Source organism: Paenibacillus methanolicus (assembly GCF_008124765.1).
In the GTDB taxonomy this organism is placed as follows: Bacteria; Bacillota; Bacilli; order Paenibacillales; family Paenibacillaceae; genus Paenibacillus_Z; species Paenibacillus_Z methanolicus.
Genome location: NZ_VNHS01000006.1, coordinates 26,305 through 50,915, shown reverse-complemented (window position 1 = coordinate 50,915; position 24,611 = coordinate 26,305). Strand labels below are relative to the sequence as shown.

31 protein-coding genes are annotated in these 24,611 nt (G+C 58.8%); 26 read left to right on the top strand and 5 right to left on the bottom strand.

The features are described from left to right. The first annotated feature begins 8 nt into the window (after nt 1-8). Together BCM02_RS16480 and yjbM are read left to right on the top strand one after the other, a co-directional pair. Nucleotides 9-1,106 carry a quinone-dependent dihydroorotate dehydrogenase gene (locus tag BCM02_RS16480; protein WP_187434288.1) on the top strand — a complete coding sequence of 366 codons (1,098 nt, stop codon included), beginning with the start codon at nt 9-11 and terminating at the stop codon, nt 1,104-1,106. An 18-nt stretch (nt 1,107-1,124) separates the two neighbouring features. Further along, nucleotides 1,125-1,919: a GTP diphosphokinase gene (yjbM, locus tag BCM02_RS16475; RefSeq protein ID WP_148930219.1), complete on the top strand. Its 795-nt coding sequence runs from the start codon at nt 1,125-1,127 to the stop codon at nt 1,917-1,919. Between the two features lie 92 nt (nt 1,920-2,011). Here yjbM and BCM02_RS16470 read toward each other — a convergent pair whose 3' ends face one another. Together BCM02_RS16470 and BCM02_RS16465 are read right to left on the bottom strand one after the other, a co-directional pair. Further along, on the bottom strand, nt 2,012-2,557 hold the full coding sequence (locus BCM02_RS16470; RefSeq protein WP_148930218.1) for a PCYCGC motif-containing (lipo)protein: 546 nt from the start codon (nt 2,555-2,557) through the stop codon (nt 2,012-2,014). An 8-nt stretch (nt 2,558-2,565) separates the two neighbouring features. Then, complete coding sequence (locus BCM02_RS16465; protein ID WP_148930217.1) at nt 2,566-3,120, bottom strand: thioredoxin family protein; 555 nt, start codon at nt 3,118-3,120, stop codon at nt 2,566-2,568. Between the two features lie 131 nt (nt 3,121-3,251). Here BCM02_RS16465 and BCM02_RS16460 point away from each other — a divergent pair, with 131 nt between their 5' ends. The 3 genes from BCM02_RS16460 to BCM02_RS16450 are packed head-to-tail and all read left to right on the top strand — an operon-like array spanning nt 3,252 to nt 6,485. Then, nucleotides 3,252-4,913, top strand: a complete 1,662-nt coding sequence (locus BCM02_RS16460) for an RsmB/NOP family class I SAM-dependent RNA methyltransferase (protein ID WP_148930216.1) — start codon at nt 3,252-3,254, stop codon at nt 4,911-4,913. Beyond that, nucleotides 4,913-5,668, top strand: coding sequence for a pseudouridine synthase (locus BCM02_RS16455; protein WP_148930215.1), 756 nt, complete (start codon nt 4,913-4,915; stop codon nt 5,666-5,668). Before BCM02_RS16460 ends, BCM02_RS16455 begins: the two co-directional genes overlap by 1 nt. Nucleotides 5,669-5,687: 19 nt before the next feature. Continuing rightward, the gene (locus tag BCM02_RS16450; protein WP_148930214.1) at nt 5,688-6,485 is read left to right on the top strand and encodes a Cof-type HAD-IIB family hydrolase; all 798 of its coding nucleotides are present in this window, start codon (nt 5,688-5,690) and stop codon (nt 6,483-6,485) included. 86 nt (nt 6,486-6,571) lie between these two features. Here BCM02_RS16450 and BCM02_RS16445 read toward each other — a convergent pair whose 3' ends face one another. Together BCM02_RS16445 and BCM02_RS16440 are read right to left on the bottom strand one after the other, a co-directional pair. Continuing rightward, nucleotides 6,572-6,667 (bottom strand): dihydroorotate dehydrogenase, encoded by a 96-nt coding sequence (locus BCM02_RS16445; RefSeq protein WP_148930213.1) that lies wholly within the window; start codon nt 6,665-6,667, stop codon nt 6,572-6,574. A 221-nt stretch (nt 6,668-6,888) separates the two neighbouring features. Beyond that, nucleotides 6,889-8,265: an RsmF rRNA methyltransferase first C-terminal domain-containing protein gene (locus BCM02_RS16440; protein ID WP_281288197.1), complete on the bottom strand. Its 1,377-nt coding sequence runs from the start codon at nt 8,263-8,265 to the stop codon at nt 6,889-6,891. A 194-nt stretch (nt 8,266-8,459) separates the two neighbouring features. On the opposite strand from BCM02_RS16440, the gene BCM02_RS16435 reads away from it, so the two are divergent. The 5 genes from BCM02_RS16435 (at nt 8,460) to BCM02_RS16415 (ending at nt 11,228) form a co-directional block, all read left to right on the top strand. Continuing rightward, complete coding sequence (locus BCM02_RS16435; RefSeq protein WP_187434254.1) at nt 8,460-8,897, top strand: GNAT family N-acetyltransferase; 438 nt, start codon at nt 8,460-8,462, stop codon at nt 8,895-8,897. A 76-nt stretch (nt 8,898-8,973) separates the two neighbouring features. After that, nucleotides 8,974-9,522: a GNAT family N-acetyltransferase gene (locus BCM02_RS16430; protein WP_148930211.1), complete on the top strand. Its 549-nt coding sequence runs from the start codon at nt 8,974-8,976 to the stop codon at nt 9,520-9,522. Nucleotides 9,523-9,546: 24 nt separating this feature from the next. Then, on the top strand, nt 9,547-10,212 hold the full coding sequence (locus tag BCM02_RS16425) for an HAD family hydrolase (protein ID WP_148930210.1): 666 nt from the start codon (nt 9,547-9,549) through the stop codon (nt 10,210-10,212). A gap of 13 nt (nt 10,213-10,225) precedes the next feature. Further along, on the top strand, nt 10,226-10,729 hold the full coding sequence (locus BCM02_RS16420) for a cysteine hydrolase family protein (protein ID WP_148930209.1): 504 nt from the start codon (nt 10,226-10,228) through the stop codon (nt 10,727-10,729). Between the two features lie 46 nt (nt 10,730-10,775). Next, on the top strand, nt 10,776-11,228 hold the full coding sequence (locus BCM02_RS16415; protein WP_187434253.1) for a DUF2663 family protein: 453 nt from the start codon (nt 10,776-10,778) through the stop codon (nt 11,226-11,228). Nucleotides 11,229-11,255: 27 nt separating this feature from the next. Here BCM02_RS16415 and BCM02_RS16410 read toward each other — a convergent pair whose 3' ends face one another. Continuing rightward, on the bottom strand, nt 11,256-12,128 hold the full coding sequence (locus BCM02_RS16410) for a helix-turn-helix transcriptional regulator (RefSeq protein ID WP_187434252.1): 873 nt from the start codon (nt 12,126-12,128) through the stop codon (nt 11,256-11,258). 409 nt (nt 12,129-12,537) lie between these two features. On the opposite strand from BCM02_RS16410, the gene BCM02_RS16405 reads away from it, so the two are divergent. From BCM02_RS16405 to BCM02_RS16330, 16 genes are all read left to right on the top strand, one after another. Further along, a complete protein-coding gene (locus BCM02_RS16405) occupies nt 12,538-12,909 on the top strand; it encodes a sensory rhodopsin transducer (protein ID WP_148930206.1) in 372 nt (123 codons plus the stop codon). 16 nt (nt 12,910-12,925) lie between these two features. Continuing rightward, nucleotides 12,926-13,684 carry a DeoR/GlpR family DNA-binding transcription regulator gene (locus BCM02_RS16400; protein ID WP_148930205.1) on the top strand — a complete coding sequence of 253 codons (759 nt, stop codon included), beginning with the start codon at nt 12,926-12,928 and terminating at the stop codon, nt 13,682-13,684. Between the two features lie 252 nt (nt 13,685-13,936). Then, nucleotides 13,937-14,665, top strand: a complete 729-nt coding sequence (locus BCM02_RS16395) for a (Fe-S)-binding protein (RefSeq protein WP_148930204.1) — start codon at nt 13,937-13,939, stop codon at nt 14,663-14,665. Beyond that, nucleotides 14,662-16,176, top strand: a complete 1,515-nt coding sequence (locus BCM02_RS16390) for a LutB/LldF family L-lactate oxidation iron-sulfur protein (protein ID WP_148930203.1) — start codon at nt 14,662-14,664, stop codon at nt 16,174-16,176. Before BCM02_RS16395 ends, BCM02_RS16390 begins: the two co-directional genes overlap by 4 nt. Next, nucleotides 16,169-16,906 (top strand): LutC/YkgG family protein, encoded by a 738-nt coding sequence (locus BCM02_RS16385; RefSeq protein ID WP_148930202.1) that lies wholly within the window; start codon nt 16,169-16,171, stop codon nt 16,904-16,906. The genes BCM02_RS16390 and BCM02_RS16385 overlap by 8 nt, the downstream gene beginning before the upstream one ends. Before the next feature lie 179 nt (nt 16,907-17,085). Then, on the top strand, nt 17,086-18,276 hold the full coding sequence (locus tag BCM02_RS36490; RefSeq protein ID WP_187434251.1) for an MSMEG_1061 family FMN-dependent PPOX-type flavoprotein: 1,191 nt from the start codon (nt 17,086-17,088) through the stop codon (nt 18,274-18,276). 36 nt (nt 18,277-18,312) lie between these two features. Continuing rightward, a complete protein-coding gene (locus BCM02_RS16375) occupies nt 18,313-18,696 on the top strand; it encodes a cupin domain-containing protein (protein WP_148930200.1) in 384 nt (127 codons plus the stop codon). Next, nucleotides 18,693-19,205: an NUDIX domain-containing protein gene (locus tag BCM02_RS16370; protein WP_148930199.1), complete on the top strand. Its 513-nt coding sequence runs from the start codon at nt 18,693-18,695 to the stop codon at nt 19,203-19,205. The genes BCM02_RS16375 and BCM02_RS16370 overlap by 4 nt, the downstream gene beginning before the upstream one ends. A gap of 162 nt (nt 19,206-19,367) precedes the next feature. Further along, nucleotides 19,368-19,865, top strand: a complete 498-nt coding sequence (locus BCM02_RS16365) for a GNAT family N-acetyltransferase (protein WP_148930198.1) — start codon at nt 19,368-19,370, stop codon at nt 19,863-19,865. Between the two features lie 11 nt (nt 19,866-19,876). Continuing rightward, nucleotides 19,877-20,761 (top strand): nucleotidyltransferase domain-containing protein, encoded by an 885-nt coding sequence (locus BCM02_RS16360; RefSeq protein ID WP_148930197.1) that lies wholly within the window; start codon nt 19,877-19,879, stop codon nt 20,759-20,761. A gap of 9 nt (nt 20,762-20,770) precedes the next feature. Further along, the gene (locus tag BCM02_RS16355; RefSeq protein WP_148930196.1) at nt 20,771-21,196 is read left to right on the top strand and encodes a VanZ family protein; all 426 of its coding nucleotides are present in this window, start codon (nt 20,771-20,773) and stop codon (nt 21,194-21,196) included. 12 nt (nt 21,197-21,208) lie between these two features. Continuing rightward, nucleotides 21,209-21,922, top strand: coding sequence for an HAD family hydrolase (locus tag BCM02_RS16350; RefSeq protein WP_148930195.1), 714 nt, complete (start codon nt 21,209-21,211; stop codon nt 21,920-21,922). Nucleotides 21,923-21,981: 59 nt separating this feature from the next. Continuing rightward, nucleotides 21,982-22,755: a phosphoribosylformimino-5-aminoimidazole carboxamide ribotide isomerase gene (gene hisA, locus BCM02_RS16345; RefSeq protein ID WP_148930194.1), complete on the top strand. Its 774-nt coding sequence runs from the start codon at nt 21,982-21,984 to the stop codon at nt 22,753-22,755. A 40-nt stretch (nt 22,756-22,795) separates the two neighbouring features. Further along, entirely contained in the window at nt 22,796-23,557 is a 762-nt protein-coding gene (locus tag BCM02_RS16340; protein WP_148930193.1) for a class I SAM-dependent methyltransferase, read from the top strand. 19 nt (nt 23,558-23,576) lie between these two features. Then, nucleotides 23,577-23,870, top strand: a complete 294-nt coding sequence (locus tag BCM02_RS16335) for an antibiotic biosynthesis monooxygenase family protein (RefSeq protein ID WP_148930192.1) — start codon at nt 23,577-23,579, stop codon at nt 23,868-23,870. Between the two features lie 268 nt (nt 23,871-24,138). Then, nucleotides 24,139-24,597: an effector binding domain-containing protein gene (locus tag BCM02_RS16330; protein ID WP_148930191.1), complete on the top strand. Its 459-nt coding sequence runs from the start codon at nt 24,139-24,141 to the stop codon at nt 24,595-24,597. Nucleotides 24,598-24,611: the final 14 nt, after the last annotated feature.

The window sequence follows — 24,611 nt, the reverse complement described above, 5'->3', positions numbered from 1 at the left end:
TGATTCAAGTGCTGTATTCCAAGCTGGCCAAGCCTGTCTTCTTTCAGATGGATCCCGAGAAAGCGCATCACCTTGTTATCGACGGGCTGCATACCGCAGCTAAAATTCCTGGGCTGCCGGCTGTCATGCGCGGCATGTACGGGGTGAAGCAGTACCCTGAATTGGAAGTGAACCTGTTCGGACTTCAGTTCCCGCATCCAGTCGGACTTGCTGCCGGTCTGGACAAGAACGCCAAGGCGGTCGAGATGTTCGCGAATATCGGATTCGGCTTCGCGGAGGTTGGCACGGTCACGCCGAAGGGTCAAGTCGGCAACGAGCTGCCGCGGCTGTTCCGACTGCCGAGCGACGAAGCGCTCGTGAACCGGATGGGCTTCAACAACGATGGCGCGGATGCGATGGCGCAGCGGCTGGCCGCCGTGCAAGATCGCCGTATTCCGATCGCCGTGAATATCGGCAAGAACAAGACGACGCCGAACGAATCGGCGCACGAAGACTACCGCGCCTGCATGCAGAAGCTGTATCCGTACGGCGATTTCTTCGTTGTGAATATCAGCTCGCCGAATACACCCGATCTTCGCGCGCTGCAGCACGGCGACGAGCTTAGCTTGCTGCTTACAACCGTTATGGAAGAAGCGGCGAAGCAAGCGTCCAAGACGGGAGCTCGGCCGAAGCCGGTGTTGGTGAAGATCGCGCCGGATATGACCGACGAACAGCTTGGCTATACGGTCGAGACGATTCAGAAGAGCGGCGCAGCGGGGATTATCGCCACGAACACGACGATCAGCCGCGACGGGCTGACGCACCCGAACAAGAAGGAGACCGGCGGACTGAGCGGTCTTCCGCTCAAAGCAAGATCTACCGAAGTCATTCGCGCCGTGTACCGCCAGACCGGCGGGAAGCTGCCCATTATCGGTTCGGGCGGCATTTTTACGGCAGACGATGCATACGATAAAATTCGCGCCGGTGCAGCTTTAGTCGAAATTTATACCGCGCTTATATACCGCGGACCTGAACTGTTGAACGAGCTCGCGCTAGGAATACGGCAGCGGCTTATCGCAGACGGTTACGCGTCCATCGCTGAAGCGGTTGGAGCAGATCATCGGTAACGAACAGGAGGCGGCTGGATGGACGGTAGAGACTGGAGCCTGTTTTTACAGCCTTACGAACAAGCAGTAGAAGAGTTGAAAGTCAAATTCAAGACGATGCGCACCGAGCTGAAAGTGCGCGAAGCCTACGCGCCGATCGAGTTCGTCACGGGACGCGTGAAGAAAATATCGAGTATTCTGGAGAAGGCGAAGCGGTTGTCCGTGCCCCCGGAGAAAATCAACACCGGGATCGAGGACATCGCCGGCATTCGCATTATGTGCCAATTCGTCGACGATATCCGACGGGTGGCGGAGCTTATACGGGCGCGCAAGGATTTGACGCTCGTCTACGAGAAGGACTACATCACCAATTTTAAAGAGAGCGGTTACCGAAGCTTCCATATGATCGTCGAGTATCCGGTTCAGACGGCGCTAGGACTAACGAAGGTGTTGGCCGAAATTCAAATTCGTACGCTCGCGATGAATTTCTGGGCGACGATCGAGCATTCGCTCAACTATAAGTTTAAAGAGAGCTTGCCCGATGACGTGCGCATTCGCCTGAAGAAAGCGTCGGAGGCGGCATTCTTGCTGGATACGGAGATGTCGAGCATTCGCCAGGAGATTCTTGAAGCGCAGACAGACTTCGAGAAAAAGTCGAATGCCGTCTCAAGCGTTCTCAGCGACATTCAGGATTTGTATTTCTTCCACCGCGTGCGGGAAGCGGCACAATTCCAGCTGCGTTTCAACGAACTGTGGGAGCAGGAAGACGCCTACGGTATTCGCTTGCTGGCGGACGAAATCAAGACCGCCTTGAAGCGTGCGAAGAAAGGCTAAGTGTAATAAAGCCAGTATAAAGATAGAACCCCGAGCAATGCCGTCTCCGGCAATCTCGGGGTTCTTGTCGTTTTGACGCGCAACCGGCGGTTCTAGCTCGCCGTCGAAGGCTTATACTTGTCGTCGATGAACGTGCGAATCTCGTCCACGTTCTTCCCTTCGCCCTGTAGTTTCACAATGTCCTGAAGTTCCTGCATGCAGATGCCACAGCTCGCGCTGTGGTTCGTCCACGTAATCTCACCCTCTTTGGCATCCATGATATAGCAGCGGTACAGCGAATCGTGCACGTCTTCTTCGTAATCCATGCATCCGCAGTAGCAATTGATCTGCTTCATGATATCCGCGGCTCCGCCGACTTGCGCGTAGAGCGATTGCGTTAGATCGGTGTAGTCGCTTAGAAAGCCGGGCATCGTCTGATAGGAGGCCGTCGTCTCGATCAGCTCGTTGCCATGGAGATGCGCGCCGTCTTCCTTGCTTCCGCCACAAGCGGACAGAATCGCGATCGAGGCCGCGGTAACGCCCGCGAGCGCGAGCAGCTGACGGATGGCTTTGCGCCGCTGATGGGGCGTAACGACATTCGCAGTTCCGCTAGTCAGGGTAGAAAGGAGAGGCCTGTTTGGTTTAAACCAGCGTTTCATGGCGCGGTTCATCCTTTCCGGGGCGCGTTCACCTTGGCTTTATATTTCTCGAAAAAGGCGCGGTAGTCTTCGATTTTGTTGCCGTCGGTTCCCGGTTCCGCGAGACCGCCCACGATTTTTTCGACTTGGACGCCGTTCTCGTAATAAACCAAGGTTGGCGTATATTCGATGATCTCGCTGCGGATGTAAGCGGGAAATTCCAGCGTATTGAACTGCTTCATATCCACGTCCAGCTCGTTCACGACCGGAGTCAGTTCCGGCGTCGTGTATTTGCAGTGCGGACAGGTGGAGGAGAAGAAATACACGAAGAAGTTCTTTTTGTCGGCCTTGAGCTGGTCGAGCTCGTCCGGCAGCATGATGTTCTGGTAGTTCGGGTCATCCAGTAGTTCGCGCGTCGCCGGGTTCAGCTGGGACATGCTTTTGCCGTACACGTTGTCCTTGGTCATCATGTTCACGACGACGAGCAGTCCGATCAGAACGACGATCACGGAGAGGACGATAATGACCGGTTTCTTGCTTCCGCTTTTCTTGTTGCTAGCGTACGTATTCTTATTCTTCGACATGAATCAACCTCCGACTTGGGCACGAATGTTGGTCAAGCTAACGGCTTTATTATACAATAAGACGAATAGAGAAAAAACCGCGATTTCCATAAGGTGTGACAGGCAAAGCGCAAAGGAGTAGGATCGACAGCATGGGGATCACGTTGCCGCAATCGTTCGCGGATAAAATGAAACGGCTGCTCGGGCCGGAATACGAAGCGTTCCTCGCTTCCTACGAACGTCCGCGCAAATACGGCCTGCGGGTGAACGGCTTGAAGCTTGCGCCGGAGGCATTCTTGGCGATGTCGCCGCTCAAGGATCGCTTGACGCCCGTGCCATGGGCGGAGGGCGCCTTCTATTACGAGGAACAAGACCGACCAGGCAAGCACCCGCATTATCACGCGGGCTTGTACTATATTCAAGAGCCGAGCGCCATGGTGCCGGCGGAGCTGCTCGGCGTCGCGCCGGGCGACCGCGTGCTCGACTTGTGCGCCGCGCCCGGAGGCAAGTCCACGCAGTTGGCGGCCAAGCTGAAGGGCGAGGGCGTGCTGGTCACCAACGACAACGCGCGGGAGCGAACGAAGGCGCTCGCGAAGAACGTCGAGCTGGCCGGCATCCGCAACGCCGTCGTCCTGAACGAGGAGCCGGCGGCAATCGCCCGCGTCTTTCCGGAATGGTTCGACAAGATTCTCGTTGACGCGCCATGCTCCGGCGAAGGGATGTTCCGCAAGGACGAATCGATGATCGCCGAGTGGGAGAAGCATTCCGTCGAGCGATGCTCGGCGATGCAGCGCGACATTCTGAAGCACGCGGCGGACATGCTCGCTCCGGGCGGCACGCTCGTCTATTCGACATGCACGTTCTCGCCCGAAGAGAACGAAACGCAGATCGCCGAGCTGCTCGCGGCTAGTCCGGAGCTGGAGGTGGTGCCCGTGCCGCTGGCGTACGGCTGGGCGCCGGGAAGACCGGCGTGGGTGGAAGCTGAAGCCGCAGCGAGCTTGTCCGAACCGCGGCTGGCCAGCATAGCCGGCACGGTGCGGCTGTGGCCGCATTTGACCGAGGGCGAAGGCCATTATGCGGCCGTCCTGCGCAAAAGCGGCGAACCCAAAGACGGTTCTCTAGATGCGCGCAGCGGTCAGTCGTCGGATGCTGTCGAAGTCGGGAAGCTTAATGGCGACGACGGGGGTCGGGTGGGAAACCGACGGAGCGACACCGGCCGACCAGCGGCCAATAAGCGTGAAGAGCGCAAACGGGACCGCGAGCAGGACCGCGCGCTGAAGTCGGCGCCGAAAGCGAAGGATTTTCGTTCGAAAGCGGCGAAGGCGGCCCTCGCGCATGCGGGTAATCCGTCGGATGCGTGGAAGCAGTTCGGCGCAGCGCACTTGCACCGGTTAGCCAGAGAAGGTTATCGCATCGTGGCGTACGGCACGAGAGTATACCTGCAGCCGGCCGTCGTGCCGCCGCTGGATGGGTTGACGGTCGTTCGCCCCGGCTGGTACGTCGGCGAAGCGGGCACTTATCGGTTCGCCCCGTCCCATCCGCTCGCCATGGCGTTGAGCGCGGACGAAACGCGAATGTCGCTCCATTATGAAGCGGAGGATGCGGATCTTATTCGGTATTTGAAAGGCGAGACGCTCCATATCGAGGAACGCGATCTGCGATTGCGCGGCGGTGCGGAAGGGGACGAATCGGCCAACCCGCTACCTTCCGGCTACGTGCTCGTCTGCGTGAACGATTACCCCGTCGGTTGGGGCAAATATAGCGGCGGCGGAATGCTCAAGAACGAGCTGCCCGCCGGCTGGAGGTGGATGTAATGGCGAAGCGGATGCGGCTGGACAAGCTGTTGTCGAATATGGGCTTCGGTTCGCGCAGCGAAGTGAAAATCGCGGTCAAGCAAGGGCGCGTCACCGTGGACGGCGTCCGGGCCAAGGACAGCGGCATGCAACTGGACCCGGAGAAAGCCGACGTCGTCATCGACGGCGAGCGAGTCGTCTATCAAGACGTAATATACGTGGTGCTGAACAAACCGCAGGGCGTCGTGTCGGCGACCGAGGACTCGCGGGACCGGACGGTCATCGATCTGCTCGCGGACGCGGATCGGGTGCTGAAGCCGTTCCCGGTGGGGCGGTTGGACAAGGACACGGAAGGGTTGCTGCTCATCACGAACGACGGCGCGCTCGCCCATGATTTGCTGTCGCCGAAGAAGCATGTTCCGAAGACGTACGAAGCAAACGTGCTCGGCGACGTGGGCGAAGATGACATTCGGGCGTTCGCCGAAGGCGTGGCGTTGGACGACGGCTATTTGACCATGCCGGCCCAGCTGCGGATCGACGGCAAGGAGGAGCGGGAGGACGGCGTCTACAGCCGAATCACGTTGACGATCCATGAAGGGAAATTTCATCAGGTCAAGCGGATGTTCGAGTCGGTGGGCAAGAACGTCGTCTATTTGCGGCGAGTCGCAATGGGACCGCTTCGGCTGGACGAAACGTTGCCGCTCGGTCAATACCGCGCCTTGACGGCAGAAGAGCTCGAAGCGTTGTTCGCCGTTCGGACCGCGCGGACTGATTAAAGCAGGAGGAATGGCTGATATGGCACTACATTACGATATGATTGCGCTCGACGTCGACGGCACGCTCCTTACGGACGCGCACCAATTGACGGACGAGACGAAAGCGGCGGTGCAAGAGGCGGCCGAACGCGGCGCGGAGATCGTGCTGTGCACGGGCAGAGGTCCCGTCAACACGCTTCCGGTGCTCGCGGAGCTGGGACTTTCGGGCACGATCATTACCCACAACGGCGCGGCGACGGTAGATGCCGCGAAGCGGAAGGTGCTCCATCAGTACGATTTGTCGCCGGAGGAAGTCATGCGCTTTATCGCGTTTTGCCGCGAGGGCGGCCACCATTTCGATCTCAATACGGCGTTCGAGCTGATGGCGGAGACCGTGCGCAAGGAAGCCGAGGCGATGTACGCCATGTTCGACGTCCAGCCGATCCTCGGACCGTTCGCAAACCCGCTCCCGACCGGGCTCGTCAAGTTTACGGTATTCGGTTCGCTGGAGGAGATGGATCGGGTCGAAGAGGCGTGGAACGGCTGGACGCACGGCTTGTCCCATATTCGCAGCGGCGACTTCTTCATCGACGTCATGCATCCGGAGGCGAGCAAAGCGGCCGCGCTTCGGCAGTTGGCGGCGCTGCGCGGCATCGCGCCGGAGCGGATTATGGCGATCGGCAATTACTACAATGATATCGGCATGCTGGAATTCGCGGGCTTTGGCGTGGCGGTGGCCAATTCGCCGGATGCCGTGAAGGCGAGCGCGAACGCGCTGGCCCGTTCGAACGAAGAGAACGGGGTAGCCCATGCGCTGCGCGAATTCGCGTGGTCGTAAGCGGCCAAATGGAAAAAGCGTAAGGACCCCGGGTCCTTACGCTTTTTAATGCCTTATTTTGATTGCTTATAATGAATGGGCCGCGATTAGTAAAGCACGCCGCGCGTTACGATAACCAGCAGGATGAACAGAACCAAGATTATACCTGCAGATGTGAAGCCGCCACCATGTACACCGGACATTGAAATTCCTCCCATATTCAGGTATTTTCCCGGCGCCGCCGCTGCGTCGTCTTGTGTGCGTCTCTCGGCACTCGGTATACGATATCATATGCGAGGCGGCCGAGAAGGACTGGACGGTTGCCGGGTATGCCTTCGAAATGGGCATGAGTATGGGCCTCGATGCCGCATGGATACATTGGTGGCAAGGGGGGAGGTGTCGGGCGTTACCGATTGCCGCGTATTTATTTAAAAGCGCGCAGCCCTTTCGGCAAATGATTCTTCACGATGCCGGCGCTCGCCTTGCCCCAGCCGAGGGGAAGGCCGTCGACGGCAATCAAGCCCCAGCCCGCATGATCTTCTGCCGCGGCGAGCGTCTCGCCGCGCAGATAGGCGGCGATCTCCGGCGCATCCGAGGCGTAAGACTGCGTCCACTTCGCGGCGGATGCGGGCAGCGCCATGGCAAGCGCATGCGATGGTTCCGCCCGGTTTTTGCGAATGTCGCACAGATGGAGACCGGGACGCGCGACTTTCAAGCCTTGAAGGTCCGCGCTCGCGAAGCGTCCATTGGCAGAGCCGTGAGGCAGCCAGTACAGGGCGTCGCCGAACCGGATCGGCTCGCCGGGCGCGAGTTCGATGCCTTGCGGCAGCGACTCTCGGACAAAGTCGTGGAAGAGCGCCATTTCCGATTTCAGCGCGGTACCGGCGGCGGCCTGTCTTCCCTTGCGTCCTGGTTTGCGGTCTTGCGCCGCCGGCAGCGGTTCGGCGGACTCCGATCTGCGGAGCACGGCGACGAAGTGCCCTTCCCCGCGAGCAGAATGCGGCCATACCCGCTCGGTCAGAACGAGCTCGAATTCGGGGTGGAGCCGGCAAAAGGCCAGCATCGCGTCTTCGTTCTCCGAGCGGTTGAACGTGCAAGTGGAATAAACCATCCGTCCGCCGGGCTTCAGCATCGCCGCCGCATGCGCCAAAATATCGGCTTGCCGCGCCGCGCACATGGCGACGTGCGACGGCGACCATTCCGCGACCGCGCCTTCATCCTTGCGGAACATGCCTTCGCCCGAGCACGGCGCGTCGAGCATGATCCGGTCGAAGAAGGCGGGGAACCGCTTCGACAATTCGTCCGGAGCGGCATTCGCGACGACCGCGTTCGCGATACCGCAGCGCTCCACGTTCTCGCTTAATATTTTGGCGCGAGCCGGATGAATTTCGTTCGCGATGAGCAAGCCTTTTCCGTTCATCTTGCCCGCGATCTGGGTCGTCTTGCCGCCGGGCGCGGCCGCGAGGTCCAGTACGGTTAGGCCCGGGCGGACGTCCAGCAGCTCGGCGGCCGTCATCGCCGATGGTTCCTGAATATAGTATAGGCCTGCGGCATGATAGGGATGCTTGCCGGGGCGGGCTAGTTCGTCGTAATAGAGACCGGTCTCGCACCAGGGAATGGGCGCCAAGCCGAAAGCGTCCGTTAACGCCCCTTGGACGGAAGGCCATACGCCGGATTTGAGCGTATTGATTCGCAGGCCGTACGTCCTCGGCTGATCGTAGCTGTCCAAGAAATCTTCCGATTCGGGGCCGAGCAATTGTTTCATCTGGCTAATATAGGCTTCGGGTAATGTTGCGCGCACGTCGAAGAGCTCCTTTGTTTCATTAATTCGGGTTGCTATGAGATTCGCCTCATTATAGCACAATAGCACAAATGTGTAGCCGGCATTCTAGCGCTAAGGGGATGATCCGCTAAACTAGGAAAGATTATCAAGCCGATCCGGATATGATATAGTGAAGGCGCATGGACGGCTTGCGCGGAAGGGAGAACGGACAGATGGAGATTGTGCCATACGAACGGCGATATTTGGCGGATGTGGCGGAGCTGGTGGCCGACCTGGGGTATCCGATCGGAGCGGAAGAGACAGCGTCGCGTATTGCGGCGCTGGAGACGGAGGATACGGTGCAGACCTACGTGGCGGTACGCGGCGAGAGCGGTCTCGCGGTCGGCCTCATTTGTCTGCGACTGTTGCGGGCGCTGGAATATGCGAATCCCATTGCCCAAGTATCGCTTCTCGTCGTGAAGGAAGAGGAGCAAGGCGTCGGCATCGGACAAGCGCTAATGGCGTTCGCGGATCAATGGGCGATCAGGGCAGGCGCCGAATCGGTCGTGCTGACGAGCGGCATCAAGCCGGAGCGCGAGCGGGCGCATGCGTTCTATAAGCGGCAAGGTTACGCGGTGACGGGTTATCGGTTCGGAAAATCTTTGACTTGATGGGGCGAGCCGGCAAGCAGTTCGATCGCTTTCATTAAGTATGCAGCAAGATTAAGGGCAAGGAGCGCGATAACCAATGCACATGCGGACCGAACGACTGATACTTCGCGAAATAGAGGAATGCGATGCGGAGGCGGTGCTGGACTATGTGCGGCGCAACCGCGATTTTCTGGAGTCCTGGGAAGCACGCAGGCAAGAGGACTACTATACGCTCGACGCGCAGGTCGAGCTGCTGCGGCAGGATGCCGCGAGATCCGCGCGGGGCGAGCAAGTCAAAGCATGGCTCTCTCCGGCGGACGAGACCGCGAAGGTGGTCGGTTCCGTCACGATCAGCAATATCGTGCGCGGCGCTTTTCTTTCCTGTCATCTCGGCTACCGGCTGGATGAGGCTTACGCGAACCGGGGATTGATGACGGAAGCGCTGCAGGCAATGATCCGGCATGCGTTCGACGAGCTTGGCCTCCATCGGATCGAGGCGAACATTATGCCGCGCAACGCAGCCTCGCTCGGCGTCGTGCGCAAGCTGGGCTTTTACGAAGAAGGGCTCGCATTGAAATATTTGTTCATCAACGGCTGCTGGGAGGATCACCTTCATATGGTGCTGCGTAATGCGGCGATGGAGTGAATACGGGGGAGGCGATGAACACGAATGGTGAAAGCGGTCATCTTCGACTTGGACGGCACGCTGCTCGACCGGGACGCATCGCTGCGCGAGTTCCTGAAGGATCAATATGCGCGGATTCCTCAACTACAGAGGATTCCCCGGTCAGCTTACATGGAACGGTTCATCGCGCTCGACCAGCGCGGTTACGTCTGGAAGGACGAAGTGTATCGGAGGCTTATCGCGGAATTCGGATTCGATTTGCGGTGGGAGACGCTGCTGGCGGATTATTGGGAAGGCTTCCGGCACCACAGCCGACCGTTTCCGAACGCGGGGAGCATGCTCGAAGCGCTGCGTGCCCGGTCGCTAAGTATCGGTTTGATCTCCAATGGCTACGGGGAATTCCAGTCGGCGAACTTCCGGGCGCTCGGCTTCGCGGATTTGTTCGACGAGGTGATTTTCTCGGAATGGGAAGGGCTGCGCAAGCCGGATGCGGCGATTTTTCATCGGATGCTGGACAAGCTCGACGTGGAGCCGCACGAGGCGATGTACGTCGGCGATCATCCGGTGAGCGACGTGGCGGGAAGCCGCGCGGCCGGGCTGATGGGCGTCTGGAAATACGACCAGCTGCTCGAAGCGCCCGACGAGCATGACGGCGTGCTCATGGACTTGGCGGATCTTGTCGGCCTGATTGACGATTATTTACGACGATAACGGAGGAATGGATATGAAAATCGCTTTGCTTATCATCGACATGCAGCATTTGTTCGTCAAAGACGCGCCGGTCTATCCCGACTTGTCTCGCGCTTGCGAATATATCAATTATACGGCCAGGCTGCTAAGGGACAGCGGACATCTGGTCGTCCATGTACAGGATATGGAAGAGGCGACGAGCGCGGCGCCGGAGAAGCTCGGGATCATCGAAGAAATAACGCAGGCGGATGGCGACCGGTATATCGAGAAAATGTGGTCTAACGCTTTTTGGAATACGGAGCTGGAAGAATTGTTAGCCGAGCAGGCGGTCGGACTCGTGGTGGTGGCGGGCTATGCGGCCGAGCATTGCGTGACGTTTACGTTTAACGGGGCGCGGGAGCGGGGCTTCAAGGCGGCGATCCTGCAGAACGGGATACTCGGCGAGAAGCCGGATTCCGTGCCGATCGTCGCGCGCGACCGTTCGCTCGTCTCCTACACCGTTCTCGATTATTTAGCCCAGCTCAGCCGTCTGGAATAGTTCAGGATTCGGCCAAGCCGCATATATATCCATTGAGGTGATGGAGATGCGGACGGTCGCGGAGCAGATCGACGAGCTGCCGATATCGGCGGACGCCAAGGGCGTGTTGAAGGAAGTCGTGAAACGCAAGGAAAAAGTGGACGGGTTGAAGCGGAGGCAAACGCTGCTCGCGATCGTCAACGGCGGCGTGGCGGTCGTGCTTTTATTTTGGCTGTACAAGCTGAGCCGCGTCTCGAGCTCGAACGTCTTCGACATTCTGAACTACCTCGGCGGCAGCACGGCGGCGACGCTATTCCTGCTCGTGGCGATCTCTTCGTTCCTGTACGCGGGCAGCGTCTCGAAGGAGTATAAGAAGGAGAAGCAGAAGTACGACGACTTAAGGCAGGAGGCCATCACGTATTTGCGCGCCAAATGGGATGTGACCGAGGAGTCGATGTTAAGGGATAAAATTTCGACAATCTTGAGTAAGCGGGACATCAATCTGGTCTTCTATAGTTAGTTTTTTCGTGCAAAGCAAATGGCAGCGCTATATGCGCTGCCATTTTTTGCGATATGCGAGCGGCGTGAGGCCGGAGCGTTCCTTGAACAGGTTGATGAAGTGGCTCGTATTCTCGATGCCGACCTCCAGAGCGATGTCGCCGACGGGCAGCGCCGTATCCAGCAGCAGCTCCTTGGCTCGCGTGATGCGGCGGTTAATCATATATTCGCCAGGCGTCGTGCCGGTGCAGCGTTTGAACAATTTGGCCAAATGAAATTTATTGACTTCGAACCGGTCGGCCAGGCGGTCCAGCGTCAGCCGCTGCCGGTAATCGCGGTCGATTACTTGCATGACGCCTTGTATAAGCGGCGGGTACGCCGGATTACTGGACGAATATTGGTGCGCCGCGAGGACGACCTCGGTCATCATGGACACGAGAATCGACGAGGCGACCAGCTCCGCGCGCAGGTCGGGAATAAGCTGCTCCCGCTGCAGCCGCTCGAACAGCTGGCCAAGCTGCGAGTCGGGCAGGAGCGCGGCTAGCGGCTTCTCTTGTTCGGCGAACTGCTCGTAGTACGTTCGGACGCCGGCGCCGTTAAAGTACACCCAGTACAGCTCCCACTCCTTGTTCGCGTCCGAACCGAAGCGGTGGTGATGCTGCCCGTCGATAAAAGCCGCTTCGCCCGGACGGAGCCGGTGCGACTGATTTCGGTACGTTAAGGTGCCGGTGCCGGAAACGGTGTAAACGATCAAATACGAGCCGAGCGTGTCGCGCTCCAAAAAGCACTTCTCGCGTATGCGGCCGCAGCCGGTTTCTTGCACATAGTATAGAGATGCCTGCGCAAAGGCGCTTGGCGTCGCGATATGGCGGATCGGACTATCAGGGCGGGGATCCGTGGCCCGCTCGAGTGGAACATGCACGAACATTAAGACCTCCCATCATGCTCATAATCGCAAGGCGGCGAATGCAGCCGGATCTGCTGCGAAGGACCGGGTGACGCGCGTGATGGCAAGCTGCCGCCGCATAGATATCAGATTACATTACACGCATTGGCGATCGCCGAATCCCATTCAGGCGGAATTGGGCCTGCGGGAGCAAAAACGCGCGGGACAATGGACGATATACCTGCTTCGGGTATGAAACGCGCCGCGCCGCTAATAGAGGGCATCAGCCGTTTCACCTTGAAATACAAGAATATTTTTGGCGTATAACATATTCAAACGAAGAAATTCATGTTATTCTAATGAAAACGGAAGTAAACACAGATTTTCAGAATTATGCAAAAGGGATTGAACGGATAAACTTCATATGGAAGCAGGAGGAAATGCGATGAATCAAGCAAAAGGCGCCAAGCAGTGGATTATTCCCGACGGGTATATCCCGCCGACGAGCGCGGGAACGCTCGAGAGCCATGAATCGATTTGCGTGCTCAATTGTTCGTCCGAAGAGGCGTTGCTAAGCATTACCGTATTTTTCGAAGACCGCGAACCGATCGAAGGCATGCTCGTCGTCGTGCCGGGTCGGAGAACGAAACATATCCGGACCTCGGGGCTTGCGAAGAACGGCGAGCGCATTCCAACCGGCGTGCCTTATGCGATCGAGCTCATCAGCGATATCCCGGTCATCGTGCAATATAGCAGACTGGACGCGACGCAAGCGGAGAACGCGCTCATGTCCGTTATGGCCTATCCATTGAAATAAGAAAGAGGGCGCCCGTATGTTGGTTGCGGAACGATACGAGAAAATCGTCCAGCTCGTCAATGAGCGGGGCAGCATTAGAGTGACTGAGCTGAGCGAGTTGTGCCAGGTGACGGAAGAGACCATCCGCCGCGACCTGGACCGGCTGGAAGCCGCGGGTAGACTGCGCCGGTCGCACGGCGGCGCGGTCAGCGTGAAAGAAGGGCAAGCGGAGACGCCGTATTCGGAACGGGAAGTGCTGTATGCGGACGAGAAGCGCCAGATCGCGCAGGAAGCGGTCAGGCAGATCATGCCGAAAGACCGTATTCTGCTCGATGCGAGCACGACGGCGTGGTACATGGCGGCCAGCATGCCGGATATCCCGTTGACCGTCTTGACGAATTCCATTAAAGTCGCGGCCGAGTTGAGCACGAAAGAAAGAATCGAAGTGATCGCCACGGGCGGGATCGTCGCGCCGCGGTCGCTGTCGTTCATAGGTCCCTTGGCGGAGCGATCGCTGGATGCCTACCACGTCGATAAATTGTTTCTCTCGTGCAAAGGCGCGCATCTGGAACGCGGCATCAGCGAGTCGAACGAGCTGCAGGCGCGAATCAAACAGCGAATGATCGGCATCGCCGACCGGGTGATTTTGCTAGCGGACGGGAGCAAATTCGGCAGCCAAGCGTTCGCCCAAGTCGCGCGATGGGACGCGGTGCACGAGGTCATCACCGACCGAACGGCGACCGCCGCCGCGGTCGAAGCGCTTCGGGAGCAAGGCATCGTCGTAACGACGGTGTAGGCGAGCGCGATAGAGTCTGCGCGTTGGGCAGCGGAACGCGTCGCGTCGTCATGCTAAGGTCATGGCGTCGCGGACCGCTTCGCGATTTTTTTATTTTCAAGTGAAAGCGAATCCTAGTTATTCGACTATTGGCTCATGCGCGATCATTACAACTTTTCATTGTCAAGATGTCTGATAACCTGATAAACTAAGCTCAACTAACGAGCATACGGTTCGCGAATAAGCTCTCATTCCATGCAGCGAGGTGCGCACATGAAAGTCTCTCTATTCATTACCTGTTTAAGCGACGTCATCTACCCCCGAGTCGGCGAGGCGATGGTCAGGCTGCTCGCGAAATACGGGATCCGCTTGGATTTCCCGTCCGTGCAGACCTGCTGCGGTCAGCCCGCTTTCAATAGCGGTTACTGGCAGGCTGCGCGCGACAGCGCAGCCACGATTTTGGATGCGTTCGAGGATAGCGATTTCGTCATTTCGCCTTCTGGCTCTTGTACGGGCATGATTCATCACTACCCGAAGTTATTCGAGCAGGACCCCGAGCAGCACAAGCGGGCTTGCGCGCTGCGGGATAAGTCGTACGAATTTACTCAGTTTCTCGTGCAGGTGCTCGGGGTGACGGACGTCGGCGCGACCTTCCCGCACAAGGTGACGTACCATCCGTCCTGCCACGGCAGCCGCCTGCTCGGCGTGAAGGAAGAGCCGCTCGCGCTGATGCGCCAGGTCAAGGGAATGGAACTCGTACCGTTGCCGTTCGCCGAGGATTGCTGCGGATTCGGCGGTACCTTCGCCGTTAAGATGGGCGATATCTCCGGCGCGATGGTAACGGAGAAGGCCGATCACGTGCTGGAATCGGAAGCCGAAGTGCTTGTCGGACTGGATATGGCCTGCCTCATGAACATCGCGGGCAATCTGCGGTTTCGCGGAGAACCCGTTCGCGTCATGCACTTGGCCGAATTATTGTATGAAGGAGCGACCCGGTCATGAGCGGCAACCATTCGGCAGCCACGGTGAAGGAGCGCGCGGAGCTGGCGCTCAACGACGAGTTTCTGCGCAAGGCGGTGCGCTTCACGACCGAGCGGCTTCGCAACGGCAAGAAGAACGCGTCGGAAGAGCACGGCAACTGGGACGAGTGGCGGGAGAGAGGCCGGCAAATCCGATTGCACACGATCGCGCATCTCGATTATTACTTGAATTTGTTCGCGGACAACGCCAGGGCGAACGGCGCTTACGTGCATTTTGCAGACACGGCCGCGGAAGCGGTTCAGATCTCGTTGGCGATCGCTGCGCGCAAACAGGCGAAGACGGTTGTCAAGTCCAAGTCGATGGTCACCGAGGAGCTGCACTTGAACCATCATCTGGGCACGATCGGCGTCGAGGCGATCGAGACCGACTTGGGCGAATACATTATTCAGCTCGCCGGCGAGACGCCGTCTCATATTATCATCCCGGCCATCCACAAGAACCGGTACCAGATCGCCGACCTGTTGTCGGCCGAGGCGGGGGAGCGGCTTGAGCCGGATACGTCCGTGCTGGCCGGGTTCGTGCGCAAGAAGCTGAGGGAGAAGTTCCTCGAGGCGGACATCGGCATGACAGGCTGTAATTTCGCGATTGCGGAGAGCGGTTCGATCGTCCTCTTCGAGAACGAAGGGAACGCCCGCATGGTATCGACGGTGCCCAAGACGCAGATAACGCTCATGGGCATGGAACGCATCATTCCGAGCTTCACCGACCTGGAGGTGATGGCGACGCTGCTTCCACGGTCGGCGACCGGACAGAAGCTGACCGTGTACATGTCCGCCATCTCGGGCCCGCGGCGGATCGAGGATGCGGACGGACCGGACGAAATGCATATCATCATCATCGACAACGGCCGCTCGCTGCAGCTGGGCGATCCGGAATTCCAGGAGCTGCTGAATTGCATTCGATGCGGCGCCTGCCTGAACGCTTGTCCCGTCTATCGCCACATCGGCGGCCATGCGTATGGCGGAACCTACTCGGGACCGATCGGAGCGGTGTTGACGCCGGCGCTGAAGCAGAACGTCGCGGAATGGGACGATATCGCGAACGCCTCCAGCTTGTGCGGCGCTTGTTACGAGGCCTGTCCGGTCAAAATCCCGCTGCACGACATGCTCGTCTACTTGCGGCGTCGCAAAGTGGAAAGCGGACACGGCAACAAATGGGAAGGCGCCGGCATGAAAGGCTTCGGCGGCGTCATGGGCAGTTCACGTCTCATGCGCGGGGTTCTGGCCATCGGACGGCTCGGCCAAGGCCTGGTCGCTCGGGATGGCGAGATTCGGCTCAGCATCGGACCGCTCAAGGAATGGAGTCGCTACCGCGTGACGCCGGTCCTCGCCAAGGAATCGTTCCGGCAGCGCTGGGGGACGATCGAACGGGAATTGCGCGAAGGGCTGTCCGAGCTTGACCCTGCGATGAAGAAGCGAATGGAAGCGATGAAGAACGCCCGCGCGGGCGAAGGGGGACACGGTCATGGCTGACCAGACGGCGCAGACGCATGAACAATGGCTTGAGGAAATGGACCGGAAGGCGCGCGAGAAGCAACAAAGCTTCATCGCCAACATAGCGGGGCGACTAGGGCGCGAGACGGCCAAACCGCCAGCCGGTCATCCGTACAAAGGCGCGCCTTCGTTCTGGCAGGGATTCGAATGGCCGATGGAGGAGAGAATCGAGCGGTTCTCCGCCAACTTCCGGAGCGCGGGCGGGCACGTCGTCCGCGTGCCAGACTTGGCGGCCGCCTCGGCCTTCATCGCGGAGAAGGCGAAGGAGATGAGCGCGCATTACATCGTCCGCCAGCAAGAAGACGCGCTTGAAGCGCTTGGACTCGAGGAGGCGCTCCCCGGCTGCGACGTCTCCGTTTGGAACGACGATCCCGGCAAGCCATGGAAGGCGCTGGCCGCGCAGGCTGACTTCGGCGTCGTGCTGGCCGATCATGCTGCCGCGTATACCGGATCGCTCGCCGTTCTGTCCGACAAGGATAAAGGCCGCTCGGTCAGCTTGCTGCCGACGGTGCTGATGGCGTTGCTGCCGGTCGATCGCTTGGTAACCAGATTAGGCGAAATTTTAATGCCGCTTGACGCCGACGGACGCGAGAAGCTGCCGGCCGGCGTGCATTTTATTTCGGGACCGAGCCGCTCGGCCGACATCGAGAACGATTTGACGATCGGGGTTCACGGTCCGGGCGTCGTCTATGTGATCGTGATCGGTTGATTCGCTAGAGACTTCGAATCCGGCTATTCGCCCCGCTTCCGGCTGTTCGCCTGGAATTGGGGCTTTTTCCTATTCCGTCGTCCCTCTGCGGGATCCGGTTTCCAAAAATTGAGAGCTATGTTATAGTAGTTCAAAAATTATGGCGGAAACGCGCGGAAATGCCGCGCGGGAGGGCTGGTATGGGAAATGCAATTGATGAATTGGTATTTAAACGGGCGGGTGAAGCCGATGCCGAGCGCATTCTGAACTTGTTGACGGAGGCGGCACGGTGGCTAATGGCACAAGGCATCAACCAATGGCGACCGGAATATTTCTCGCTGGACGGCATCAGATCGGAGATGTCCGAAGGGAGCGAGTATTTCCTCGTCTATCGCGGCGAAGCATTCGTAGGCACGTTCCTCATCGCCTGGTCGGACCCGTCCGCGTGGGGCGAGCGCGACAATGAGGACAGCGGCTATTTGCATCGCTTCGCGGTCGCAAGGGAGCATGCGGGGCAGGGCATTGGGGAGGCGGTGCTGCGTTGGGCCGGCGAATACATCGCCCGGCAGGGACGCGGTACGTTCCGACTCGACTGCATGGCGGATAATCCTCGGCTGAATCGATTGTATCAGAATGCTGGATTGCGATTCGTCGATTCCGTCAGTTTTGATAACGGCTGGAGCGCCAATCTGTACGAAATGCCGGCTGCAAGGCAGCAGCCGAGCGTACGAAGTGAAGCGTCCGCGCGCGATTCGGCGGAAGACCTGCCCTTCAAGGACTTCATCCGCTCGGAGGACGAACTCCGGCAGCTGCTCGGCGAACCGAATCCGGTTGTCCGGCGCAAGACGATCGGGCGTATCGACCGGCATTGCGCGGAGTTTATGGCGCGCTCGCCGCTCGTCTTCGTCGCGACCGCGAACGGACGCGGCGAGTGCGACGTCTCTCCCAGGGGAGACGCGCCGGGCTTCGCGCTCGTGCTGGACGAGCGGCACCTCGTCCTGCCGGAGCGGCCGGGCAACCGGCGCATGGATGCTTACCGCAATCTCTTGGACAATTCGCGAATCGGCCTCGTGTTCGTCATTCCCGGCTTGGACGAGGTGCTGCGCGTGAACGGGGAAGCTTGGATCGTCCGGGACGCGGAGCTGTTGGCGCGTATGAGCGCCTTCGGGAAAGTACCGAAGCTCGGCATCGGCATGCGCGTGACGGAATGTTATTTGCACTGCGGCAAGGCGTTCAAGCGTTCTCATGTATGGGAGGCGGAGCAATGGCCGGATTTGACGGAATTTACGCCGATCGCGCGGATGATTGCCGACCACGTCGGAGCGCCGGACGTAGACGAAGCGAAGGTCGCGCAAGGGATGAAGGAAACTTACGAACAACGCATGTATTAGCAGGATAATGGAATCGACTAGTCGGAGGGATACGCCATGAAGACGAACAAAGCGGCTGCGCCGCACTACAAATGGGGAGACGATTGCGACGGTTGGCGGCTGGTCGATCGTCCCGATCAAAGCATCATCCATGAACGGATGCCCGCGGGAACGTCGGAAGAACGGCACTATCATGAGCGAGCCCATCAATTTTTCTTCGTGCTGAGCGGATCGGCGGTCATGGAGATAGAAGGGGAGCAGCACCATTTGCAGCGGCAGGAAGGCATTGAAGTCGCATCCGGGTTGCGTCATTGCATTCGTAACGAAGCGGCCGAACCGGTCGAGTTCCTCGTGATCTCCGCGCCGACAACCCGAGGCGACCGTATCGCGGCGCCGCCTGTGTATGTTCGTGAGGCAGCGAAAAGCGGGGACGCGCGATGACGATTCGGCTTCGACAGCTTGCGGCGGCGCTGCTTTTCGACGGGACGAAGGTGCTGCTCATGCATAAACGGGGATCGAAATGGCAGCGGCAGACGTCGCCTTTCTACGCGGCGATCGGCGGCCATATGGAGGAAGGCGAGTTGAATGATCCGTATGCGGCCTGCTTGCGGGAGATTGAAGAGGAGACCGGTCTGCGGGAGCGGGACATCGTGAATTTGCGGCTCAAATACATCCTGCTTAGGCTCAAAGAGAACGAGATCCGGCAGCAGTTCATTTACGTCGGGGAAGCGCTGCGGACGGACGTGACCGCCTCGGAGGAAGGGGAGCTGGAGTGGCATGAGCTGGAGAACGCGATGAACCTGCATTCCTCCGCCATCCATCACGCGATGCTGCGGCATTATCGCGACGATCCGCTACCGGATCAAGTGTATACCGGCACCATGTCGATCGCGGAGGATGGTTCTCCTTCCGTCCAATGGCACCCGCTGCGGGATCCGCGCGTCTTCTGAGGCCGGGTTCCGCCGGCCGGCGGAGGGAATTATTTTTGTCCGAAAAGATAGAGAACGCCGCGCCCGTATAGTAATATATAGGTTATCCGCCGCCTGTCCGCGTCACGGCGGGCGGTAACTCAATCCTATCAGACTAGCAGCGCGGAAAGGTGAACGGTCATCATGGACAATCTTGCATTCGTAACGTATGAAGAGCAGTACTTGGATCAGGTAAGACAAACATACAATTATTATGTGGCGAACACGACGGTATCGTTCGATCTGGAGCTTTGCTCGCGGGAAGGCATGCGGCAGCTAATCGAGCCGGTGTCGCCGCTGTACCGTTCGTTCGTCATTGTGTGGGATGGGCAATACGCGGGATACGTGCTCATGACGCAGCATAAGAAGAAAGCGGCGTTCCAGGTGACGGCCGAAATCACGATCTATCTCGATCCGGCCTACACCGGCCGAGGCATCGGCAAAGCCGCGGTGCCGTTCCTGGAGCAGCTAGCCCGGGAGTCCGGCATTCATTCGCTCGTGGCGGCCATCTGCAGCGAGAACGAAGGCAGCTTGAAGCTGTTCGGCAAGCATGGCTACATCCCATGCGCGCACTACCGGGAAGTTGCGTATAAGTTCGATCGTTGGCTGGATTTGATCTGCTTGCAAAAAATATTGCGATAGGCGGTGTGCCGATGTCGGATCGAGGAACCGCCGCGGCATGGCTGAACGGCGATGCGCTGGGCCGTCTTCATCCGGAAGTGCGCGGCGTGCTGGAAGAGTATGCGGTTCAGGTGCATGAGGCAGGCTTGACGTCCATCCGAGGGTTCTTTCTATACGGCTCGATCGCGATGGGCGGCTATACGCCGAACCGGAGCGACATCGATTTCGTCGCCTTGCTGGAGCGGGCGCTTAACTCGGAAGAGAGCGGACGGCTTGCCGCTATCCACCGGAACGTCGGCCGAGAGCGGCCATCGCCGGAGATGAACGGCATCTACGTTACGCGCGATCGGCTTGGCAAGCTGCCTCACGAGATTTCGCCTTATCCCTGTTACTATGGCGGCCGGTTTCACGAAGCCGATTGGTTCGAATGCAACCTGGTTACGTGGCATCAGCTGAAGAAACAGGGCATCGCGTTATACGGCAGCATGCGAGAATTGGACTATGAGGTGGATTGGGACCGGCTCCTCTCGCGCATGCGGGAGAACGTCGCCGCATATTGGCGGCCGTGGGTGACCGAGTCGGCCAAGCTATATTCGCGCAAAGGGATGGCGCTGTATGCGAGAAGCGCGGTGGAATGGGGCGTGCTCGGATTGACGCGGCTGTATTATACGTTCCGGGAGAACGAGATTACGACCAAAGCGGGCGCAGGCGCCTACGCGTTGGAACAGCTCCCCGCCAGTCGCCATCCGATCGTGATCGAGGCGCTGCGTTGGCGGTCTGGGGAATCATCCTTATATCGCTCCGCCTCGGCGCGAAGGCAAGACGCGCTCGATTATTTGCACGACATGCTTGCGGCCTGCGAGAGTGCGGCCGAAGAGGCGGCCAGGCGGCGGTTGCCGCCTTCCCCGCCGATGTAAGGGGGCATTATGAAAACAGCGGCTATGTTGATTACCGTCTCGTATACCTTGCTGCTGCTCTATTGGATGTTCTTCGGATTCGGGCGCACGCACTTGCCGTATCCCGGATACCAGTATAACTTGATTCCGTTCCACACGATCAAAATGTACATGCTGCACGCGGACCATTTCAACGCCAAGAACTGGGCGATCAACGTCGTCGGCAACATCGCGGTATTCATGCCGTTCGGGCTTGCGGTCCCTTATTTGCGAAAAATGTCCGGTTTTCGGTTTATCCTGTTGTTCGTCGTCATATTGTTGATGTTGGAATGTTTGCAGTTGATTAGCCAGCGCGGCAGCTTCGACGTCGACGATCTCATGCTGAACACGGTCGGCGCGTTGCTGGGCTATTGGATGTACCGGCGATGGTTCGCAGGCGGCGCCAAAGCGAGTTAAGGAGAAGAATAGATGTACAAAGCCATCTGGTTTGATTTAGACCATACGCTATTGGATTACGATCAAAGCGAACTGCTCTGCATGCAGCTCACGATGGAGCGGCACGGATTGACGCAGCGCCCGGATTATGCGTGGGAAGGGTTCCGTTCCGTTTTTACGCCGATCAATTGGACGTATTGGACAGAACGGGTGCAGCGCAATCTTGCGATCTCGCAGGTGTTGGATTTATCATTCCGGGACACGCTCTCGCGGCTCGGCTGGGACGAAGAGCTTTCTTCCCCGATGACCCGTACATATTGGGAGTTATTCTGCGGCGCGGCGCACGTCATGGAGGGCGCCGGGGAACTGCTCGAGCGGCTTCGCGGATCGTACGCGCTCGGCGTAATCTCGAACGGGATCGGGGCGGCCCAGCGGGGACGGCTGCACGCGAGCGGTTTATTCGGTTATTTCGACCATCTGCTGATTTCCGACGAAGTGGGCTTATGGAAGCCGGATCCGGCGCTGTTCGCCTTGGCGGTGGAAGCAAGCGGGTGTTCGAAAGAGGAAGTTCTCTTTGTCGGCGATTCGCTGTCGGATGATTATCGCGGTGCGATATCGAGCGGCATCGACTTCTGCTATTACAATCCGTCCCGTGCCGAGCTTCCGTCCGAATACCATCCGAACTATATGTTACATAGGCTGGCTGAACTTCCGGATGTCTTGGCGCAGCGCCAAATCTCGGCATAAGCAACTGGCAAGGACCTCGCACGACTATCTACACGAACGCGATAGAATGGAGACTAACGATGGAATTTAGACCTTGTATCGACCTGCACGGCGGCAAAGTAAAGCAGATCGTCGGCGAAACGTTAACGGCCAGCGCGGCGCAAGGCGGCGTAGTGGAAAATTTCGTGTCGGAGCTCGGCGCCGGACACTACGCGGCGTTGTTCAAGCGCGACGGGCTGCGCGGCGGTCACGTCATCATGCTCGGCGGCGGCAACGAGGAAGCGGCGCTCGAAGCGCTTGCCGAATATCCGGCCGGCTTGCAGATCGGAGGCGGCATTACGGCGGATAACGCGCTGCATTACTTGGAGCGCGGCGCTTCGCACGTCATCGTCACGTCGTATATTTTCCACGATGGGGCGCTGGACATGGACCGGCTGCGCGGGCTCGTGGAACGCGTCGGCAAAGATCGGCTCGTCATCGACTTAAGCTGTAAGCAAAAGGACGGCAAATGGTATGTCGTGACGAATCAATGGAAGACGTTCAGCGATTTCGAAGTGAATCCGGAGAACCTTCGCGAGCTGGCGCGGTATTGCGACGAATTTCTGGTGCATGCCGTCGATGTCGAGGGCAAGCGCAGCGGGATTCTGGAAAGCCTGGTCACGTTGCTCGCGGACGCGTCGCCTATTCCGACGACGTATGCCGGCGGCGCGAGATCGATCGAAGATCTGGCTCGATTCCGCGAGCTGACCGGAGGCCGTCTTGGCATCACGATCGGCAGCGCGCTCGATATATTCGGCGGCACGCTCCCCTATGAAGAAGTCGTTCGCTATTGCGGCGAGACGCCGTCGAAGTAAACCGATACCGCTGGCGTGAATTCGGAGAGGGGTTGATCGTATGGATAGCAAAACGCGGTTCTCGAACCGGGTGCAGGATTACGTCAAATTTCGGCCAAGTTACCCGCCTGCGCTGATCGACGCGTGGTTCCGGCTCGCCGGCGTGAAGGCCGGGGATCGAGTGGCGGACGTAGGCGCGGGGACGGGCATCTTTACCCGGCTGCTGCTCGATCGGGATTTGGAAGTGCTGGCCGTCGAGCCGAACGACGACATGCGGGTCGCCGCCGAGCAGGCGGTCAGCCCGCTGCAGCTGGGCCGGTTCCGCTCGGTGGCCGCTTCCGCCGAAGAGACGACGCTTGCCGATGCCGAGGTGGACGCGGTCGTCAGCGCGCAGGCGTTCCACTGGTTCGACCCCTCGGCGGCGCGAGCGGAGTTCGGCCGCATCCTGAAGCCCGGCGGTACCGTGGCGCTCGTCTGGAACACGCGGGACGCGTCGGGCAATCGGTTCGCCGTGGAATACGAGGCGCTGCTGCACGCCTTCTCGCCGGATTATGAGAACGTCGGCCATCGCCGGCTGACGCCGGGCGATTTCGAGGCGTTCTTCGCGAACGGCGCTTACGAACGCGTCGAATACGTGAACGAGCAGTGGATCTCGCTGCCGGAATTAATCGGCCGCGCGTCGTCGTCGTCGTACACTCCGACATCCGGCACGGAGGCGCATGTGCTGTTCACGCAGGCGCTAACGACCTTGTTCAACAGCCATGAGCAGCAGGGCAGAGTGCCTTTTCATTATCTAGCCGAGCTCTACATCGGCCGCGTCTAACGAAACGGAGGAAGTCGCCATCATACTCGAAGTCGCTATATTGAACGTAAAACAAGAAATGAACGAATCGTTCGTCGATACCTTTAAGCAAGCCTCATCGATCATCGCCTCGATGAAGGGTTATATTCGCCATGAGCTGCAGCGCTGCTTGGAACGAGAAGGGCAGTACGTCCTGCTCGTCTGGTGGGAGACATTGGAAGACCACGTCGAAGGCTTCCGTCAATCGGAGGGCTACCAGGAGTGGAAGCGGCTGCTGCATCATTATTATGATCCGTTCCCGGTCGTCGAGCATTACGAGAGTATCCCGCTGTGAGCAGCGCGAACGACTGCCATTCATGGAGGCGCTCGGTTCCCAAGAACGCATTTTCGGAAGATGCGATCATCGTTACAGACCGTTGCTCTTTGATGGATCCGTCGATGGCTGCGGGACAACTTGACCTCAAATTAACATGGTAATTCCAGAATTTGTTGCCTAAGCCGATTCTCTTCGTGGTACACTGGACATATGCGCGGCAGCGAGAGCTGTCCTTCAACAACGGGGATGGCGACCGCCAATACTCGCTTAAGGGAGGTTTATCGCGTTGAACAATTGTGCAGTAGTGATAAAACCCGTCATCCATCTCGTCGGCCTCAGTTACTGCGGACCTTACTCGGCGATACCGGATGAAGCGATCCGATTGCAAAGCGAGTTTTTGTCCCGTAAGCATGAAATTCAGGGCGAGATCGACACGAACTTGCTGCATTGCCCGTATTTCGGCAACGAAGTATTCGTCAGCTACCTGGCTTGCTGGGAAGCGGGCTCGCATCTCGACCACGTGCCGGAAGGGATGGTCCAATTTACCATACCGGAGCGTACGTATGCGATGGTACGATGTACGAACAAGCGAATCGGCGAAGGCTACGAGGCGCTGTTGTCCTGGATGAACGAACAGCGTTTGGTGAAACGGGATAATGCCGTTTCGCTCGAAATTTATTATATCGATGAACATCTTGAGGAGGAGCCGGTCGACCTGCTGATTCCGATTGAGCAGCATCAATAAAGGAGTAACTTGCA

Bases quoted from the DNA above. Each gene is read 5' to 3' on its own strand.
- yjbM (WP_148930219.1), top strand. From the start codon at position 1,125: ATGGACGGTAGAGACTGGAGCCTGTTTTTACAGCCTTACGAACAAGCA.
- BCM02_RS16470 (WP_148930218.1), bottom strand. From the start codon at position 2,557: ATGAAACGCTGGTTTAAACCAAACAGGCCTCTCCTTTCTACCCTGACT.
- BCM02_RS16465 (WP_148930217.1), bottom strand. From the start codon at position 3,120: ATGTCGAAGAATAAGAATACGTACGCTAGCAACAAGAAAAGCGGAAGC.
- BCM02_RS16460 (WP_148930216.1), top strand. From the start codon at position 3,252: ATGGGGATCACGTTGCCGCAATCGTTCGCGGATAAAATGAAACGGCTG.
- BCM02_RS16455 (WP_148930215.1), top strand. From the start codon at position 4,913: ATGGCGAAGCGGATGCGGCTGGACAAGCTGTTGTCGAATATGGGCTTC.
- BCM02_RS16450 (WP_148930214.1), top strand. From the start codon at position 5,688: ATGGCACTACATTACGATATGATTGCGCTCGACGTCGACGGCACGCTC.
- BCM02_RS16445 (WP_148930213.1), bottom strand. From the start codon at position 6,667: ATGTCCGGTGTACATGGTGGCGGCTTCACATCTGCAGGTATAATCTTG.
- BCM02_RS16435 (WP_187434254.1), top strand. From the start codon at position 8,460: ATGGAGATTGTGCCATACGAACGGCGATATTTGGCGGATGTGGCGGAG.
- BCM02_RS16430 (WP_148930211.1), top strand. From the start codon at position 8,974: ATGCACATGCGGACCGAACGACTGATACTTCGCGAAATAGAGGAATGC.
- BCM02_RS16425 (WP_148930210.1), top strand. From the start codon at position 9,547: ATGGTGAAAGCGGTCATCTTCGACTTGGACGGCACGCTGCTCGACCGG.
- BCM02_RS16420 (WP_148930209.1), top strand. From the start codon at position 10,226: ATGAAAATCGCTTTGCTTATCATCGACATGCAGCATTTGTTCGTCAAA.
- BCM02_RS16415 (WP_187434253.1), top strand. From the start codon at position 10,776: ATGCGGACGGTCGCGGAGCAGATCGACGAGCTGCCGATATCGGCGGAC.
- BCM02_RS16405 (WP_148930206.1), top strand. From the start codon at position 12,538: ATGAATCAAGCAAAAGGCGCCAAGCAGTGGATTATTCCCGACGGGTAT.
- BCM02_RS16400 (WP_148930205.1), top strand. From the start codon at position 12,926: ATGTTGGTTGCGGAACGATACGAGAAAATCGTCCAGCTCGTCAATGAG.
- BCM02_RS16395 (WP_148930204.1), top strand. From the start codon at position 13,937: ATGAAAGTCTCTCTATTCATTACCTGTTTAAGCGACGTCATCTACCCC.
- BCM02_RS16390 (WP_148930203.1), top strand. From the start codon at position 14,662: ATGAGCGGCAACCATTCGGCAGCCACGGTGAAGGAGCGCGCGGAGCTG.
- BCM02_RS16385 (WP_148930202.1), top strand. From the start codon at position 16,169: ATGGCTGACCAGACGGCGCAGACGCATGAACAATGGCTTGAGGAAATG.
- BCM02_RS36490 (WP_187434251.1), top strand. From the start codon at position 17,086: ATGGGAAATGCAATTGATGAATTGGTATTTAAACGGGCGGGTGAAGCC.
- BCM02_RS16375 (WP_148930200.1), top strand. From the start codon at position 18,313: ATGAAGACGAACAAAGCGGCTGCGCCGCACTACAAATGGGGAGACGAT.
- BCM02_RS16370 (WP_148930199.1), top strand. From the start codon at position 18,693: ATGACGATTCGGCTTCGACAGCTTGCGGCGGCGCTGCTTTTCGACGGG.
- BCM02_RS16365 (WP_148930198.1), top strand. From the start codon at position 19,368: ATGGACAATCTTGCATTCGTAACGTATGAAGAGCAGTACTTGGATCAG.
- BCM02_RS16360 (WP_148930197.1), top strand. From the start codon at position 19,877: ATGTCGGATCGAGGAACCGCCGCGGCATGGCTGAACGGCGATGCGCTG.
- BCM02_RS16355 (WP_148930196.1), top strand. From the start codon at position 20,771: ATGAAAACAGCGGCTATGTTGATTACCGTCTCGTATACCTTGCTGCTG.
- BCM02_RS16350 (WP_148930195.1), top strand. From the start codon at position 21,209: ATGTACAAAGCCATCTGGTTTGATTTAGACCATACGCTATTGGATTAC.
- hisA (WP_148930194.1), top strand. From the start codon at position 21,982: ATGGAATTTAGACCTTGTATCGACCTGCACGGCGGCAAAGTAAAGCAG.
- BCM02_RS16340 (WP_148930193.1), top strand. From the start codon at position 22,796: ATGGATAGCAAAACGCGGTTCTCGAACCGGGTGCAGGATTACGTCAAA.